The following is a 16,751-nucleotide window of genomic DNA, read 5'->3' on the forward strand; positions in this document are numbered from 1 at the left end:
CGCGCCCTCCTTTCGGGCACTGACGCCCTTGTCGAAACATTACATGTGCGAAGATCGGGGTCCGAGCATGCCCGGACCCCGATACTTCACGCCACGGAATCAGTCACGAGCCTTCTCGCGCATCTCCCAGGTCTCAATGACGTCGCCTTCGGCGATGTCCTTGTAACCCAGGGTGATACCGCACTCGTAGCCCTCGCGGACCTCGGTGACGTCATCCTTCTCGCGACGCAGGGACGCGATCTCGAGGTTGTCGGCGACAACGACGCCGTCGCGCACCAGGCGCGCCTTGGTGCCGCGCTTGATCGTACCGGAGCGGACGATCGAACCGGCGATGTTGCCGAACTTGCCGGAGCGGAAGACCTGGCGGATCTCCGCGGTGCCCAGCTGGACCTCCTCGTAGATCGGCTTGAGCATGCCCTTGAGGGCCGCTTCAATGTCGTCGATCGCAGAGTAGATGACGTTGTAGTACTTGATCTCGACGCCCTCGGCATCCGCCATCTCGGCCACGCGCTCGGCGGGTCGGACGTTGAAGCCGATGATGACCGCGTTGTCGACGGTCGCCAGGTTGACGTCGTTCTGCGTGATCGCACCGACACCGCGGTGGATGATACGCAGCGCGACCTCGTCGCCCACGTCGATGCGCAGCAGCGAGTCTTCCAGGGCCTCGACGGCACCGGACACGTCGCCCTTGATGACCAGGTTGAGGGTGTCGACCTCGCCCTCGGCCAGGACCTTGTCGAAGTCCTCCAGGGAGACGCGCTTGCGGCGCTTGGCCAGCAGAGCCTGACGCTCGGCAGCCTCACGCTTGTCGGCGATCTGGCGGGCCGTGCGGTCGTCGGGCGCAACCAGGAAGGAATCGCCGGCGCGCGGGACGGACGTGAGACCGAGGACCGCGACGGGAGTCGACGGGCCGGCCTCGGAGACGTCGTGACCGGCGTCGTCGAACATGGCACGCACGCGACCGTAGGACGAGCCGACCACGAGGGAATCACCCACGTGGAGCGTGCCGCGCTGGACCAGCATGGTCGCGACGGCGCCGCGGCCCTTGTCCAGGTTCGCTTCGATGGCGACACCGCGTGCGTCGGTCTGTGGGTTAGCCTCGAGGGTCAGCGCCGCGTCGGCGGTCAGCAGGACGGCCTCGAGCAGCTCGCGGATGCCCGTGCGCTGCTTGGCGGAGATGTTGACGAACATGACGTCGCCGCCGTACTCCTCCGCGACCAGGCCGTACTCGGTGAGCTGGGAGCGGATCTTCTCCGGGTTCGCGCTTTCCTTATCGACCTTGTTGACTGCGACGACGATCGGAACACCGGCCGCCTGCGCGTGGTTGATGGCCTCAACCGTCTGGGGCATGACGCCGTCATCGGCCGCAACCACGAGGATCGCAATGTCGGTGACCTGTGCACCACGGGCACGCATGGCCGTGAAGGCCTCGTGACCGGGGGTATCGATGAAGGTGATCGGGCGGGCGGTACCGTCCTCAGCCTTGACCGTGACCTGGTAGGCGCCGATGTGCTGGGTGATGCCGCCGTGCTCGGTGTCGACGACGTCGGTGTGACGGATCGCGTCGAGCAGCTTGGTCTTACCGTGGTCGACGTGACCCATGACGGTGACCACCGGCGGTCGGGGCTGCATGTTCTCTGCGTCGTCCAGTTCTTCGGCCTCGAGGTCGATGTCGAAGGACTCGAGCAGTTCGCGGTCCTCATCCTCGGGGGAGACGACCTTGACGTCGTAGCCGAGCTCCGCGCCCAGGGCCTCGAAGGTGTCCTGGTCGAGGGACTGCGTGGCGGTTGCCATCTCGCCCAGGGCGAAGAGGACCGTCACGAGTGCTGCGGGATTGACGTCAATCTTCTCGGCGAGGTCGGCCAGGGACGCGCCCTGGCGGATACGGATCTGCGCGCCGTTGCCGCGCGGGATCGACACGCCGCCGATAACGGGCGCGTTCTGCTGCTCGTACTCTTGACGCTTCGCGCGCTTCGACTTGCGTCCGCGCTGCGAGCGGCCGCCTCCGCGACCGAATGCGCCCGGCGTGGAACCGCGACCGCCGCGGCCACCGCCGCGGGGACCACCGAAGCCGCCGCCGTTGTTCTGAGGACCGCCGGCGCCTGCACCTGCGCCGCCGGGACGGCCATTGCCGCGGCCGCGACCACCGCCGCGACCGCTGCGCTCTCCACCGCCGTTACCGGAGGCAGCATTACGAGCGAAGTTCGCCTGGCCGGGCATCATGCCCGGGTTCGGGCGGTTACCACCGGGACGCGGGGCACCGGGACGCGGAGCGCCCGGACGCGGACCGCCGTTGCCGGAGGCACCCGAACGAGCGGCGCCGGGGCGCGGACCGCCGTTGCCCGAAGCTCCCGGACGCGGGGCACCGGGGCGCGGGCCACCGGAGCCGCCCGGACGGGGCATGCCCTGGGAAGAGGCGTAAGGGTTGTTGCCCGGGCGCGGTCCGCCGGGGCGGGGGCCACCGGGGCGTGCCGGACGCGGGGCGTCGTGACGACGCGGTGCGGGCTTGGGAGCGCTGGAATCCGCGGGCTTGCGGCCGGCGGGCTTGGGCGCACCTTCAGGCTTCTTACCACGAGGCTTGGGAGCGCTCTTGGGGGCCGCAGCGGGCTTCGGCGCGCCGGGCTTGGGGCCATCCGCCTTGGGGGCAGCGGCCTTAGGAGCGGCAGCCTTGGGGGTTGCTTCGGCGGGGGCCGCGGCCTTCTTCGCGGCGGGCTTGGCCGCACTGGGCTTGGGAGCCTTGGCGGCGGGCTTCGCGTCCGCCTTCTTGGTCTTGGGTGTCGCCGCGAACTTCTCGCGCATCTGCCGCACGACGGGCGGTTCGAGCGAGGACGAGGACGACTTGACGAATTCACCTGCTTCCTTCAGGTGACCCATCAGTTCTTTGCTGGTGATTCCGAGCTCTTTGGCGAGCTCGTGGACACGCAACTTTGCCACATTTCTCCATTCCGGAAGCGTCTCCGGTCCGGAGACGCCTTACTGATATTGCTGGCAGCTCATCGCTGGGTACTCATCGGGTGCCCATCAGCTTCCAACCCGCTTCCATTTTCTCGGCGTTGATGGCCCGTGGCCATCACTGGTGGTTGATCAACTCCTCCACGTCGTCCCACACAGCCTCCGACACGTTTCCCGTTCGGAATGCGCGCGCGAGGCCGCGTCTGACTCGAGCTTTCTGGACGCACCCCGCATCGGGGTGGACCCAGGCGCCTCGGCCTGGAAGAGTCGCCGTCGGATCGAGGTGAATCGAGCCGTCTGGCGAACGCACGATCCGCACGAGTGCGGTTCTGTGTGCGTGTGCACCGCATCCGATGCAGGTGCGCCGGGGCCCGGAGGTGGGCACTGGCGGCACAGAATACGACACAATCCCCTAGCTTAGTCCAGCTAGGGGATTGCTCGTCTGAGATTCTATGAGCGACTTGTCACGTCGTCGGGGGTGGAGACGCGCGAGGCGATCGCGTCGTCGCCGGTTTCCGTGTCGGCGTGGATGTCGATGTGGTAGTTCGTCAGGCGTGCCGCAAGTCGGGCGTTCTGGCCTTCCTTGCCGATCGCGAGGGAGAGCTGGAAGTCCGGGACGATGGCCGTCGCAGTGCGATTATCCACCGAGTGGACGACAACGCGAGTGACGCGGGCGGGCGACAGCGAGTTTGCGACAAAGCGCGCAGGGTCGTCGGAGTAGTCAACGATGTCGATCTTCTCCCCGCCCAGCTCGGCCATGACGGAGCGCACGCGCGCGCCCATCGGGCCGATGCACGCGCCCTTGGCGTTGATGCCCTCGCGCGTGGCGGCCACCGCGATCTTCGTGCGGTGTCCGGCCTCGCGGGCAATCGCCTTGATCTTGACGAGGCCCTGCTGGATCTCGGGAACCTCGCGCTGGAAGAGGCCGGCGACGAGGTTGGGGTGGGTGCGCGACAGGGTGATGCGCGGTCCGCGCTCGGTGCGCTCGACGCCCACGACGTAGGCGCGAATGCGGTCACCGTGTCGGTAGGTCTCGCCGGGGACCTTTTCGCCGTCGGGCAGGACAGCCTCGAAATCGTCGGAGACCTGGACCATCGTGGGTCGTCCGGGGCGCGGAGCCTGGACGGTGCCCGTGATGACCTGTCCTTCGCGTCCCGCGAAGTCGCCGAACACGCGCTGGTCGTCGGCGTCGCGCAGGCGCTGCATGATGACGGAGCGGGCGGTCGACTGGGCGATACGGCCGAAGTTCTTCGGGGTGTCGTCGAACTCGCCAATGGGGTTGCCGTCTTCGTCTTCGTCCATGGCCATGACGGTGACGCGACCGGTCTTCTTGTCGATTTCGATGCGGGCCTGGGAGATGGCTCCGGGCAGGTTGTGATACGCCTTGAGGAGGGCTTCTTCGATGGCGTCAACGAGGGTTTCGAGGCTGACGCCCTTCTCGTTTTCCACCATCCGCAGCGCGGTCATATCGATTTCCATGGTCTCCTACTTCCCCGTTCCAAAGTCGACGCGGGAGCGCGCCTTCCTCATGTCAGAATAGTCAATGGTAGTCGTTTCACCGTCGACATCGATCGTTGCACTGGTCTCGTCAGCCGCCACGACGCGTCCGGAAACATATCCACCGGCGCGCAGCTTGATGCGCACGAGGCGTCCGATCTGGCGCATCCAATGCCCGACTTTCGTCAGTTCGCGTTCGGCTCCCGGCGTGGACACTTCCAGCAGGTATTCGCCGTCGATCGGGTCCGCGGCGTCCAACGCTTTCGACACGGCGCGGGACACGTCCGCGAGCGTGTCGGAGTCGATTCCGTCGGCGCCGATCGGCGCTTCGACGATGACCCGCAGGAGCGGCATCGCATCGGAGCGCGAGCGGGTCACTGAGTCCAGTTCCAGTCCCGACTGTTCGACCACGGGAGCCAGCAGCTCCTCGAGCGGTCCATCTGACGTGGACGATGCCATATGCGCCTATCTTTCTCTCGCGTACGCGGGTCAGTTCCCTATCCTACCCGGGGGTGTGGGATGATGCGGGTGTGCGTTTCGCAAAACTGACTTTAACCACACGCCGTTTCCCCGGCCTCGTCGCCACTGGGGTGGCGCTTTTCGCGCTGTCCGCGTGCTCGTCGTCCTCTCTGCCCACCCTGACCGGATTCGCCGCCGTACGCGACCAAGCTGCGCGCACGGAGTCGGCGGCTTCCGATCGGGCGACCCAGCTTGCCGAGGTCGCGACGGACTGCGCGTCCTGTTCGGCGGCTCTGCGCGCTGTCGCGGCGGCCTCGGACGAGCGCCTGGAGGCACTGGGTGGCCTGTGGGACCCGTGGGGCGGAACCCCGCCCGAGGGTGCCTCTGCCCCCGCCGCCGTGTCCGAGGCCCCCACCGACGTGTCGGCGTTCGTCGCGTGGCTTGCCCGCACGGCGACCCGCGACCTGGAGATCGCCGCGGACACGAATCGTACGAGCGCCGATGAGGCCCGCACCCTGTCGGCTGCGGCACTCGGTCGTTACGCGAGCGCGGTCACGATCGCCCAGGCGTATGGCATTGACCTGGATGCAGGGCTAGACCAAGCGCTCCTTGTCAACGACCGCGTGAATGCGGCCTCGCGTCAGGGAGTCCAGACCTGGTCAATCGATCTTTTCGACGCGCCGGGAATATCAGCGTCCTTCGCCCCCTCGGGCAAGGATCTGGCATCCTCTCAGGAGCTGTCGAGTGCAGTCGCTACCTGGGATTGCACGGCGTCAACCCTCCCTCAGGCGCAGGTGAGTGCGGGCACGCTGAGTGACGCATACGCCGTGTCGGGTGAGCTACTCACGCGCGCCGACACCGCGCTGCGTGCCGGAGCTGCCGACACACGAACGCCTCGCTGCACACTTGGTTTCCTCGATGCACCCTCCCTGGCATCAAACCTGCTCGCGGCGGACTCCGCCATGCTGGCCAGCAACTCCTCCGATGTGCGCAGCGCCGGTGCCAGCGCCGCGTTGGCGGACATCCAGCAGTGGGCTCCTCGCACGTCCCTGCCCGCCCTCATCGGCACGCGCTGACAGCGAGCTCCTCGCCTCACGGGCGCTTCCATACAGGCACGAGGGCCGCTCCCCCATCCCGGGGAGCGGCCCTCGTGTTTCGCGTGAGTCTCAGACCCTAGCGGCGATGTCATCGCCGATCTGCGAGGTGGAGCGCACGAGCGGATGCCCGGCTGCCGCAGCCTCGGCTCGCGCCGCCATGTCGGCGTCGATTGCGGCGCGCACACGCTCGGCTTCCTCGGCGTAGCCCATGAAGTCGAGCATCAGCGCGACCGAGGAGATGGTCGCGGTCGGATCCGCCTTGCCCTGTCCCGCGATGTCGGGGGCAGAGCCGTGCACGGGCTCGAACATGGAGGGGTACTCGCGCGAGGGGTTGAGGTTGCCGGACGCACTCAGGCCGATACCACCGGTGACGGCCCCGGCCTCGTCGGTGAGGATGTCACCGAAAAGGTTGTCGGTGACAATAACGTCGAAGCGCGCGGGGTCGGTGACCATGTAGATGGTGGCAGCGTCGATGTGGCAGTAATCGACGCGCACTTCGGGATACTCCTCCCCCACCTCGTCGACGATGCGACGCCACATGTGTCCGGCGTTCACCAGGACGTTGTGCTTGTGGACGAGGGTGAGGTGCTTCTTGCGCGAGGCAGCCGCTTCGAAGGCGTAGCGCACGACGCGCTCGACACCGTAGGCGGTGTTGACGCTGACCTCGGTTGCGATCTCGTGCGGGGTGCCCACGCGCACGGCACCGCCGTTACCGCAGTAGAGGCCCTCTGTGCCTTCGCGCACGACGACGAAGTCGATGTCGCCGGGGTTAGCCAGGGGGCTGGGCACACCCTCGTAGTACTTGGAGGGACGCAGGTTCACGTAGTGGTCGAGAGCGAAGCGCAGCTTGAGCAGCAGGCCTCGTTCAAGGACGCCGGAGGGGACGGAGGGGTCGCCGACTGCGCCGAGGAGAATCACGTCGTGGCGCTTGATGGCCTCGAGGTCCTCGTCGGTGAGGGTGTCACCGGTGGCGTGCCAGCGCTCGGCCCCCAGGTTGAAGTGGGTCGTGGAGTAGTCGACGCCCTTGTCTGCCAGGACGCGATCCAGGACCTTGAGGCCTTCGGGGACGACCTCCTTGCCGATGCCGTCGCCGGGGATTACTGCGATGTTCAGTGTCATAGCTCCATCTTCCCCCGCCCGAGGCCCCGAGGAGGGAATCGTTCCACCACGTGGGCCGTTTTCCGGGTGACGTCTCCCATAGACGAGGCCGGGGCCGGGAGGGCACGTGCGCTCCCCCGACCCCGGCTCGGTCAGACAGATCAGATCCACGCACCCGAGGGAGCGAAGAAGTACCAGCGGCCGTCGATCAACTGCCAGCCGGTGACCATATTGCCATTGTCGGCGAAGTAGTACCAGGTGGAACCGATGTGCTGCCAGCCGGTGAGCATGGCTCCCGAGGGAGCCAGGTAGTACCAGCTACCGGCGTACTGCCAGCCCGTGAGCATCGCCCCGGAGGCGTTGAAGAGGTACCAGGTGCCACCGACCTGCGCCCAGCCGGTCGCCATCGCTCCCGTCGCGGGGTCGAGGTAGTACCAGGCACCATCGTGGACCCAGCCGCTCACGCGGGCACCGTAGGCGTTGTAGTAGCTCCACACGCCACCCTGGTTGTCCCAGCCGGTGACCATCATGCCATCTGCGCCGAAGCGGTAGGTGGCCTCGCCGATCGTGATGGTCTGGTTGGTCGCGTAGCTGGAGTCTTCCAGCTGCCACTTCCAGCCGTTTCCGGTGTTCACCCAATGTGCGGGGGTGACAGCCGGGGCGGGTTCAGGGGTGGGCTGCGGGTCCGGAGTCGGATCAGGTGCAGGCTGCGGGTCGGGTGCAGGCTGCGGATCCGGAGTCGGCTCTTCGCCGGGGTCGGTCAGCCCCAGGTAGGAGGCGTCAATGCGCATGAACTCGATGTTCTTGTAGCCGCCGGACTCGTACAGCAGGCCCCAGGTGCCATCCCCGAGGGGATGCAGCGTCGAGTAGGCCATCTCGCCGCTCTCGAAAACCGTGCCGTCGTTCCAGGTGAAGCCGTCATCGTAGGAGACCCGGATAGTGCCGTTGGCACGGGCGCTGGACGAATCGGCGTTGGAGAAGAGCAGGACGCGGGCGCGCGCGGAACCCTCGGGGGCGTCCGGGTATGCGCGCACAATGGAGGCGTTGTTACGCGGGTCGGTCAGGTCCCAGTTGTGTCGGAACGGGCCCCAGGTCTGCCCGCCATCGTAGGAGATGGCTTCGAGGCGCTGGCCGGCGGTGCCCTGCGTACGCGAGTTGAGGAGCAGGCGCCCGTCGGAGAGCTCGACAACCTTGTTCTCGTCGGCGCTGCCCTCGGTGGGCTCGCCGGGCTTCCAGGTCGCGCCGTGGTCGTCGGAGTAGACGGAGACGGCCATGAGCGAGGTCGTGCCGGAGTTGGCGACCGCGTACTGCTGGATGAGGCGACCGGCGTGGGCACCGTAGCGCAGCTGGATGCCTTCACCGGAGGACGCGAAGCGCGTGAACCACTGGTCGGTGTGACCTGCGGTCACCTGGTCGGTGATGGTGCGGGGGTTGACCCAGGTCTCGCCGTTGTCGTGGGATTCGACGACGTGGGCGTGCAGGATGTTGCGCGCTGCGGGGTCAGTGCCCAGCTGGGACTGGAAGAGACCGGCGTCGTAGGACTTGACCGAGAATAGGAAGATCGTTCCGGTGGTGCGGTCGACGACGAAGGAGGGATCGGAGTAGCCGACCTTCTGCGCGCCGGGGGTGCCTGCAAGCGCGGTCTGGATGGAGGTCCAGGACTTACCGCCGTCCTTGGAGATGCGGTAGACGATGGAGTTCGCCTGGGGCGCATCCTGGCAGGTATCGGGGCGCCCGTCCCACGCGGCGATGATCCATCCGTTGGTGGCGGTGGTCAGCGCGGGGATGCGGTGACAGCCAAAGCCCGCGAGGCCTGGGGATGCGAGGCGCACCTTCTCGCCGATCGCGTAGTCATGCGGCGTCTCCAGCGGGTCGGGGGCCGGGGGCCGTTCGCCCTGGGCGACGGTCACCGGGTCGGCGTTCGCGGTGATGTCACCGGCGATGACGTCTGTGCCGTTGCGGTCTCGGGTGGCGGCCCACGTGGTCATCGGAGTGAAGGTTCCGGCCGCGACGTCGTCGGCGGTCACGGTGTGCGTCGCGGTCGTGCACTGCTTGGTGGTGTGTGCGGCGAGGTTATGCCAGCGGCAGTTGGGGGCGCCGGTGGTCAGCACGCCGGACAGGTTCGAGGCCACCGGGAAGACGGTCAGAGCACTGTCTGTGTTGTTGGTGTAGGTGACGGTGATGGTGATGAGGTCGCCTTCGTACACCGTGTCTCCGTGGGAGTCGGTGCGCGCCACGGTAACGGTGATGGGGGCCGAACCTTCGTCGGTTACCGAGGCCGTCACCGGGGCTAGCGCACCGGTGTCACTGGTCGGGGTGGCGAGCGCGGGAACCGAGAGAGTCGCGCACAGCAGCACGGCTCCCGAGGCTGCCGCGAGGGCACGCCCGTAGTGGCGGAGGGTCATCGTTGGTCCTTCCGAGATGAGTTGTCAATCAGCGGGCAGTGAGTCATGACTCACTCTCCACGGGATTCATCATACAAATTTAGATGCTGACTAACCAGTTATACGACAGATATTTTTATCAGCGTCTAGGATAATTACCCCGCAACTTCGAGGACCGGCGTTCACCTGTCAGGCTGAGCACCTGGAAATTCTCCCCCGCCGACCAACCAGCCATAGACACGCTCCAGTTCACGGACACAGACACGGATGTCATACTGAGCTTCCACGCCCCGATATCGCACGGCCTCAGCTCGACGAGCCTCGCCCCCTCGGTCAATCCACGCATCAATGACGCGCGCGAGCGAGCGCGGATTCCCTGCCTCGAACACGCTCTCCTCTGTCAGCGCGAACTGACTGGTTGCCGTCAGAGGACCACGCGCGAGAACAGGGACCACGCCGTGACGCAGCGCCTCAAGAGCGCCGAGGCCCTCCACCTCGATCCGGGCGGCATGCACATAGAGATCAGAGCGCTCCGAGGCGCGAGCCATCTTCTCCGCATTCATAAAAGTAAAGCGAACGGGACGCTCGATGACCCCAGCGCGCACGAGCCGATCCGCCTGGGCCCGCAGCTGCCGCTCGGTCGGACCTCGCCCCGCCAGCGTCACTTCAATGGAGCGAGCGTGAGAGCTATAGCGCAGAGCGCGCAGAATTGTCGCCTGATCCTTCTCGCGCGAGAAGCGCCCGATCGACAGCAGACGCACGACGGACGGCTCTTCCCCCTTGCCCCCACATTCAACGCTCACACCACCCAGCGGCACACCATTAGAGAGAACAAAGAGCCGCGGAGAAAGCCCCAACGATGAGACCCGCCGCCATACCGATTCTGAGGGGCATTGGAGCGCGCCGCACCGATCAAAAATGAAGCGCTTCCACAGCCGAAGAATCACGCGATTGAGGGCAGCGCAACGATCAAGATAGACGGAGGCCGTGAGATTTTCGGGATGAATATGATAGGTCGCCATCGCGGGCACACCGCGATCACGCGCACGCCGAGCAACCGCGGACTGCAGTATGAAGGGCTCTTCCAGGTGGACCACGTCCGCCCAGTCGAGAGCCCGATCAATCTGGCGCCGGTCCGAGCGAGCAAACGCGTAGCCCTGCGAGGCAATAAGAGGCGCCAACAGCGGAACGCGAAGATGCGGGAGCGGATAGTCAGGGGCACCGATACCGCAATCGTCACCGTCGAGCGGCGGCGCAGACAGCACGCGAACATCGTGCCCCCGCTCACGCAACAGCGCGATCATGCGACGCGCGGACGCAGCGAGTCCATTCCCACGCGTGTAGAGGTCATTGATGACGAACAGGATCTTGAGCCGGGTGGATAAATCCGCCCCCTGAGTAGCCATGCCCCGATTCTACTCAGGAGACCATGACAAGAATCCCTGACGCAGACACAGGCAACACCAGCAGTCAATGCAAGACGTCACAAAGAGTTGCTCAGTAGGTAGTTACTAATAAACTGATGCTGTCAATCAATCTTTCACAGCAAGGAATCACAGTGCGCCCCTCCCGTCGAACTCTGACGCGCGTCGCGTCGGCCGCCGTCGCTTCCCTCGTGATCGTTGCGCCGATCTCCACCGTCTCCAACGCGGACGCCCTCTCCCCCGCACCCCTTCCGTGGACGAACGGTTCCGACGAAGCACCATCGAACTAACTCTCGCGCAAACGCTGCCGAGCCCACCCGCGCCTATCAGCGCAAAAGAGCCCCAGCCTCGTCCCACATTGGGAACGAGGCCGGAGCTTGGTCTATCCGAGAAGGACAGTGAGATCAGCGCGCGGCGCTGCCCTCGGTGTAGTCCTCGTCAGAGTCGGTCCAACCGAAGGCCTTGCGCAGCTTCTGGCCGGTCTTCTCGATCGGGTGAGCCTCTTCCTCGGCGCGCAGCGCCTTGAACTCGAGGGCACCGTTATCCTGATCGGCGATGAACTTGCGGGCGAAGGTGCCGTCCTGGATGTCGGCCAGAACAGCCTTCATGGCCTCCTTGGAGGCCTCGCCAATGACGCGCGGGCCGGAGACGTAGTCGCCGTACTCAGCGGTGTCGGAGCAGGACCAACGCTGCTTGGTGATGCCACCCTCGTTGATGAGGTCGACGATCTGCTTCATCTCGTGGCAGACCTCGAAGTAGGCGATTTCCGGCTGGTAGCCAGCCTCGACCAGGGTCTCGAAGCCGGCCTGGATCAGGTGGGAGACGCCGCCGCACAGGACAGCCTGCTCGCCGAACAGGTCGGTCTCGGTCTCCTCGGTGAAGGTCGTCTTGATGACGCCGGCGCGGGTGCCGCCGATGCCCTTCGCGTAGGACAGGGCCAGCTCCCAGGCCTTGCCGGAGGCGTCCACCTCGACGGCGACGACGTCCGGAGTGCCCTTGCCCTGCACGTAGGTCTCGCGAACCTTGTGGCCGGGGCCCTTGGGGGCGACCATGATGACGTCGTGGCCGGCGGGGACCTCAATGTAGCCGTACCGGATGTTGAAGCCGTGCGCGAAGAGGAGGGCGGCACCTTCCTTCAGGTTGGGGGCAATCTGCTCGGCGTAGACGTAGCGCTGGACCTGGTCGGGCAGCAGCACGGAGACGACGTCGCCCTCGGCGACGGCCTCGGCCACGTCCTTGACCTCGAGGCCAGCGGCCTCAGCCTTGGCCCACGAGGAAGAACCGGGGCGCAGGCCGACGACCACGTCAACTCCGGAATCCTTCAGGTTCAGCGCGTGCGCGTGACCCTGCGAACCGTAACCAATGATGGCAACCTTCTTGGACTGGATCAGCGCCAGGTCTGCGCCGTCATCGTAGATGATCTCTGCCATTTTCATTTCTCCTTCAGTTGATCCGTGATCGAGCGAGACCCGCGGCCGATGGCCACGGCGCCCGACTGGACGAGTTCGGTGACGCCGTATGGCTCCAGGGCCCGCAGCAGCGCCTCCAGCTTGGGTAGGGAGCCGATCGATTCGATGACGACCGACTCGGGTTGCACGTCGACGACGTGTGCGCGGAACAGGTCCACGATCTGCAGGACCGAGGTGCGACGGGTCTCGTCAGCCTGGACCTTCATCATGAGCAGACGCCGTTCGACGGAGTCTTCGGGCTCAAGCTCGACGACCTTGAGGACGTTGATGAGCTTGTTGAGCTGCTTGACCACCTGCTCGATGGGCGCGGAGTCTGCGTCCACGATGATGGTCATGCGGGAGATCTCGGGGTGTTCGGTCTCTCCCACGGTCAGCGACTTGATATTAAAGGCGCGGCGGGCGAAAAGCGCGGCGACGCGAGTGAGCACGCCGGGCTTGTTCTCGACCAACACGGCCAGAGTGTGACGATTTGTCATCAGTCTTCCACCTCCCAGTCGGGCGCCATGCCCTTGGCGTAACGAATCTCATCGTTGGACACGCCCGCGGCGACCATCGGCCAGACCATCGAGTCTTTGGAGACGCGGAAGTCAATGAGCACGGGGCGATCATTGATCGACATGGCCCATTCGATGGCCTCGTCGACCTCGTCGGTGGAGCGCACGGTGCGCGCCGCCATGCCGTAGGCCTGGGCGAGCATCTCGAAGTTGGGGATCTGTTCGCCTTCGACGGGGTTGAGCGTCGTGTTCGAGTAGCGCTTGCCGAAGAACAGGGACTGCCACTGGCGCACCATGCCCAGCACCGAGTTGTTGATGAGGGCGACCTTGATCGGAATGTTGTTGATCGTGCAGGTGGCCAGCTCCTGGTTGGTCATCTGGAAGGAGCCGTCGCCGTCGATCGCCCACACGACCTTGTCGGGAGCGCCGACTTGGGCGCCCATGGCTGCGGGGATGCAGTAACCCATGGTGCCGGATCCGCACGAGGAGATGAAGCTACGCGGGTTGTCCAGCGTAATGAACTGGGAGGCCCACATTTGGTGCTGGCCCACGCCCGTCACGTAGATCGCGTCGGGGCCGACCTTGTCGGACAGCTTCTTGATGACCTCCTGGGGCGCCATCATGCCGTCGTCGGGCTCGGCCCATCCGATCGGGTACTTGGTGCGCAGACGGTCGAGGTAGCGCCACCATCCGGAAATGTCGGCCTTGTTTTCCGACGAGGCCTGGGCGATTTCCTGGGTGAGGATCGGCAGGGCGGTCGCCAGGTCGGCGACGATCGGAATGTCGGCGTGGCGGTTCTTCGAGATCTCCGCTGCGTCGATGTCGATGTGCACGACGTTCGCGCGGGGTGCGAAGGAGTCGAGGCGGCCGGTCACGCGGTCGTCGAAGCGGGCACCGAGCGCCACGATGAGATCCGCACGCTGGAGCGCACCGACGGCGGCCACGGTACCGTGCATGCCGGGCATGCCGAGGTTGTGGCGATCAGAGTCAGGGAAGGCGCCGCGGGCGGTCAGCGTGGTGACGACGGGGGCGTTCGTGACCTCGACGAACTCAGCAAGGGCATCGGTAGAACCGGAGCGCACGATGCCGCCACCGACGTAGAGCACGGGAGCCTGGGCATCGGCGATCGCGCGGGCAGCCGCACGCACCTGCTTCATGTTCGGCTTATCCGCGACGCGGTAGCCGGGCAGGTCCAGGACCGGAGGCCAGGAGAAGTCCATCTCGGCAACCTGCGCGGACTTGGTGATGTCCACGAGAACGGGGCCTGGGCGACCGGTAGCCGCGAGGTGGAAAGCCTCGGCCAGGCGCGCGGGGATCTCCGCGGGATCCGTGACCAGGAAGGAGTGCTTGGTGATGGGCATCGATGCACCGACGACGTCGGCTTCCTGGAAGGCGTCACTGCCGATCAGGGAGGCACCGACCTGTCCTGAGATCACGACGATCGGAACCGAGTCCATAGATGCGTCACCCAGGGCTGTCAGCACGTTGGTAGCTCCGGGGCCGGAGGTCACGATCGCGCAGCCGACCTTACCGGTGGCCAGGGCGTAGCCTTCGGCGGCGTGTCCCGCGCCCTGCTCGTGACGGACAAGAATGTGGCGCACAGACGTCGACGCCATCAGCGGGTCGTACGTCGGCAGGATTGCGCCGCCGGGCATACCGAACACGTCGGTGACGCCCAGGGCTTCGAGGCTGGCCACGATAGCCTCGGCTCCGGTCATGCGGGTGGTGTTGGCGGTGTCGCTCACCATTCGTCCTCTCAATCGTTGGGACCGTCTCAAAGAAAAAACCCCGTCAAGTCCGGCCAAACAGCGCGGATGCGGGGATTTCGGCGTGCGATCCATCCTCACGTTACACGGCAGGCATCGCACGCCCGGGTACGATGACCAGGGCAAGGACTCCAATTCCGCGAACGTCAAGCATGGCTTTACCGTATCTCTCTTGAGCTCTCCGCTCCTTATCCATCTCATTGTGCGGACCTTAAGACCCTGAATGCTATCTAGGACGATGGACTGAGATACACAGCACTTCTTGCTGCTTTAATTGATACATACCTCATATCACAATCCACAACACGGAGATTTCATCGTGCACCAGGTGTTCGAGATTCTGAGCGAGCAGCCAGTTCTGTTCCTCTTCCTTCTCATCGGTATAGGCATGGCGTTTGGCCATGTGAAAATCAAAGGCATTGGCCTCGGCGCTGCCGCCGTTCTGTTCTTCGCCATCGTGTTGGCTGCGTGGGCGCAGTCCTACGACATCGAGCTGCGCGTTACCCCGCAGCTGGGCACCCTCGGCCTGACGCTGTTCACGTTCGCGATCGGCATCAACTCGGGCGCCTCGTTCTTCCACAACTTGAAGACCGCCATCGGCCCGATCCTGACGATGGTTGCCTTCTACGGCATCGCAGCCACAGCAGGCCTGTACATCGGTAAGGCCATGGGGATGGATGTTCCCCTCATCGCCGGTACCTTCGCGGGTTCCGTGACGAACACCCCCGCACTGGCAGCAGCAGGCGAGGCATCCGGCGATCCCGCCCGTGCAACCGTCGGCTACTCGATCGCTTACCTCTTCGGCGTCATCGGCATGCTGGCTGCCTCGATGGCCGCCCTGCACTACGGCCGTAACGACAAGGATGCTCCCTCTCCCCTGTCCAACCGCACGATCCGCGTCGAGCGCGACGATCACCCCTTCGTCGGCGATATCTACGAGAAGCTCGGCGAGAAGGTTTCCTTCTCCCGTCTGCGTCGCGGCGAGACCGGCCCGATCACCCGCCCCCAGATGTCCGACACCCTGGATCCCGGGGACCTCGTGACCGTCGTCGGCCCTCGCGAGCTCGTCGCGCGCGCCGCCACCGAGCTGGGGCATGCCTCCTCTCACTCCCTCATGCAGGACCGCTCCTACCTGGACTTCCGCCGCGTGACGATCTCCAATCCGAAGGTCGCCGGCCGCACGGTCGCCTCGCTCGGCCTCGCCAAGGAGTTCTCCGCGACGATTTCGCGCGTGCGCCGCGGTGACGTCGACATGGTCGCCGAGCCGGGCCTGGTGCTCCAGGAGGGCGACCGCGTGCGTGTCGTTGCCCCCACGTCCAAGATGGCTGAGATCACGAAGTTCTTCGGTGACTCGTCCCGAGGCCTCACGGACCTCAACCCGATCGCCCTGGGCATCGGCATGGCGCTGGGCATCGCGATCGGTGAACTTCCGATCCTGACCCCCTCCGGCGAGTACTTCTCGATCGGCTCCGCCGCCGGCACGCTTATCGTCGGCCTGATCTTCGGCCGCATCGGCCGCATCGGCCCCATCGCGACGGCTCTGCCCTTCACGACCTGCCAGGTGATGGCCGAGCTCGGCCTACTCATCTTCCTTGCCCAGGCCGGCGCAAAGGCCGGCGGCCAGATCCTTGAGGCATTCACCTCGGGCGACTGGATCCGAATCTTCGCGCTCGGCATCATCATGACGTCGATCATGGCGATCGGCCTGTACTGCACCATGCGGTGGGTGTTCAAGATGGGTGGCACGAAGCTTGCGGGTCTGCTCGGTGGTGCCCAGACGCAGCCCGCCGTCCTCGCCTTCGCGAACGGCCGCACCAACGCCGATCCGCGCGTGGCTCTCGGTTACGCGCTCGTCTACCCGGTCGCAATGGTCGGCAAGATCGTCGTCGCCCAGATCCTGGGTGGCATGTAACGGCATCGTCTCTTGCGGGTTCAATCCCGCGGCACAATGGGGCCGACTCTCTCGGGTCGGCCCCATTCGCATGCCTGCTCGGCGTCTCCTAAGCACGTCACGACACGGCAGCGCCGTCCCTGCCAACGGCGCTGTGAGGCTTACAGGACCCACCTGCGGTACCCGTGGCCCCTGAAAGAACCTACTCCCCCAAAGTCGC

The 16,751-nt window shown here is 65.7% G+C and carries 13 protein-coding genes; 3 read left to right on the forward strand and 10 right to left on the reverse strand.

Annotated features, from left to right (window positions below; genetic code table 11):
* Positions 1–99: 99 nt before the first annotated feature.
* From infB to rimP, 4 genes are all read right to left on the reverse strand, one after another.
* Entirely contained in the window at positions 100–2,934 is a 2,835-nt protein-coding gene (gene infB / locus O3684_RS06265) for a translation initiation factor IF-2 (RefSeq protein ID WP_500065714.1), read from the reverse strand.
* Between the two features lie 136 nt (positions 2,935–3,070).
* Positions 3,071–3,358, reverse strand: a complete 288-nt coding sequence (locus O3684_RS06270; RefSeq protein ID WP_500062481.1) for a YlxR family protein — start codon at positions 3,356–3,358, stop codon at positions 3,071–3,073.
* A 44-nt stretch (positions 3,359–3,402) separates the two neighbouring features.
* Positions 3,403–4,431: a transcription termination factor NusA gene (gene nusA, locus O3684_RS06275; protein ID WP_007590322.1), complete on the reverse strand. Its 1,029-nt coding sequence runs from the start codon at positions 4,429–4,431 to the stop codon at positions 3,403–3,405.
* Positions 4,432–4,437: 6 nt separating this feature from the next.
* The gene (gene rimP, locus O3684_RS06280; protein WP_016461946.1) at positions 4,438–4,908 is read right to left on the reverse strand and encodes a ribosome maturation factor RimP; all 471 of its coding nucleotides are present in this window, start codon (positions 4,906–4,908) and stop codon (positions 4,438–4,440) included.
* A gap of 71 nt (positions 4,909–4,979) precedes the next feature.
* Here rimP and O3684_RS06285 point away from each other — a divergent pair, with 71 nt between their 5' ends.
* Positions 4,980–5,984, forward strand: coding sequence for a hypothetical protein (locus O3684_RS06285; RefSeq protein ID WP_500065718.1), 1,005 nt, complete (start codon positions 4,980–4,982; stop codon positions 5,982–5,984).
* Between the two features lie 90 nt (positions 5,985–6,074).
* On the opposite strand, the gene O3684_RS06290 is transcribed toward O3684_RS06285, so the two are convergent.
* The 3 genes from O3684_RS06290 to O3684_RS06300 all read right to left on the reverse strand — a co-directional run bounded on the left by O3684_RS06290 (position 6,075) and on the right by O3684_RS06300 (position 10,893).
* Positions 6,075–7,124: a 3-isopropylmalate dehydrogenase gene (locus O3684_RS06290; RefSeq protein WP_500065719.1), complete on the reverse strand. Its 1,050-nt coding sequence runs from the start codon at positions 7,122–7,124 to the stop codon at positions 6,075–6,077.
* 140 nt (positions 7,125–7,264) lie between these two features.
* Positions 7,265–9,508 (reverse strand): exo-alpha-sialidase, encoded by a 2,244-nt coding sequence (locus O3684_RS06295; protein ID WP_500065721.1) that lies wholly within the window; start codon positions 9,506–9,508, stop codon positions 7,265–7,267.
* A gap of 161 nt (positions 9,509–9,669) precedes the next feature.
* Entirely contained in the window at positions 9,670–10,893 is a 1,224-nt protein-coding gene (locus O3684_RS06300; RefSeq protein WP_500065722.1) for a glycosyltransferase, read from the reverse strand.
* 152 nt (positions 10,894–11,045) lie between these two features.
* Between O3684_RS06300 and O3684_RS06305 the strand changes: the two genes are divergently transcribed.
* A complete protein-coding gene (locus tag O3684_RS06305; protein ID WP_162837566.1) occupies positions 11,046–11,201 on the forward strand; it encodes a hypothetical protein in 156 nt (51 codons plus the stop codon).
* A gap of 114 nt (positions 11,202–11,315) precedes the next feature.
* Here the strand turns inward: O3684_RS06305 and ilvC are convergent, their stop codons facing one another.
* Genes ilvC through O3684_RS06320 form a run of 3 tightly spaced genes read right to left on the reverse strand, consistent with a single transcriptional unit; the run spans position 11,316 to position 14,622 of the window.
* Entirely contained in the window at positions 11,316–12,341 is a 1,026-nt protein-coding gene (ilvC, locus tag O3684_RS06310) for a ketol-acid reductoisomerase (protein WP_500062487.1), read from the reverse strand.
* Positions 12,342–12,343: 2 nt separating this feature from the next.
* Positions 12,344–12,856, reverse strand: coding sequence for an acetolactate synthase small subunit (ilvN, locus tag O3684_RS06315; RefSeq protein ID WP_016461951.1), 513 nt, complete (start codon positions 12,854–12,856; stop codon positions 12,344–12,346).
* Entirely contained in the window at positions 12,856–14,622 is a 1,767-nt protein-coding gene (locus tag O3684_RS06320) for an acetolactate synthase large subunit (RefSeq protein WP_500062488.1), read from the reverse strand. The genes ilvN and O3684_RS06320 overlap by 1 nt, the downstream gene beginning before the upstream one ends.
* Positions 14,623–14,959: 337 nt before the next feature.
* Between O3684_RS06320 and O3684_RS06325 the strand changes: the two genes are divergently transcribed.
* Positions 14,960–16,552, forward strand: coding sequence for an aspartate:alanine exchanger family transporter (locus O3684_RS06325; RefSeq protein ID WP_500065724.1), 1,593 nt, complete (start codon positions 14,960–14,962; stop codon positions 16,550–16,552).
* Positions 16,553–16,751 lie beyond the last annotated feature (199 nt).

It is taken from the genome of Pauljensenia sp. 20925_1_27, from assembly GCF_041432835.1.
Taxonomy (GTDB): Bacteria; Actinomycetota; Actinomycetes; order Actinomycetales; family Actinomycetaceae; genus Pauljensenia.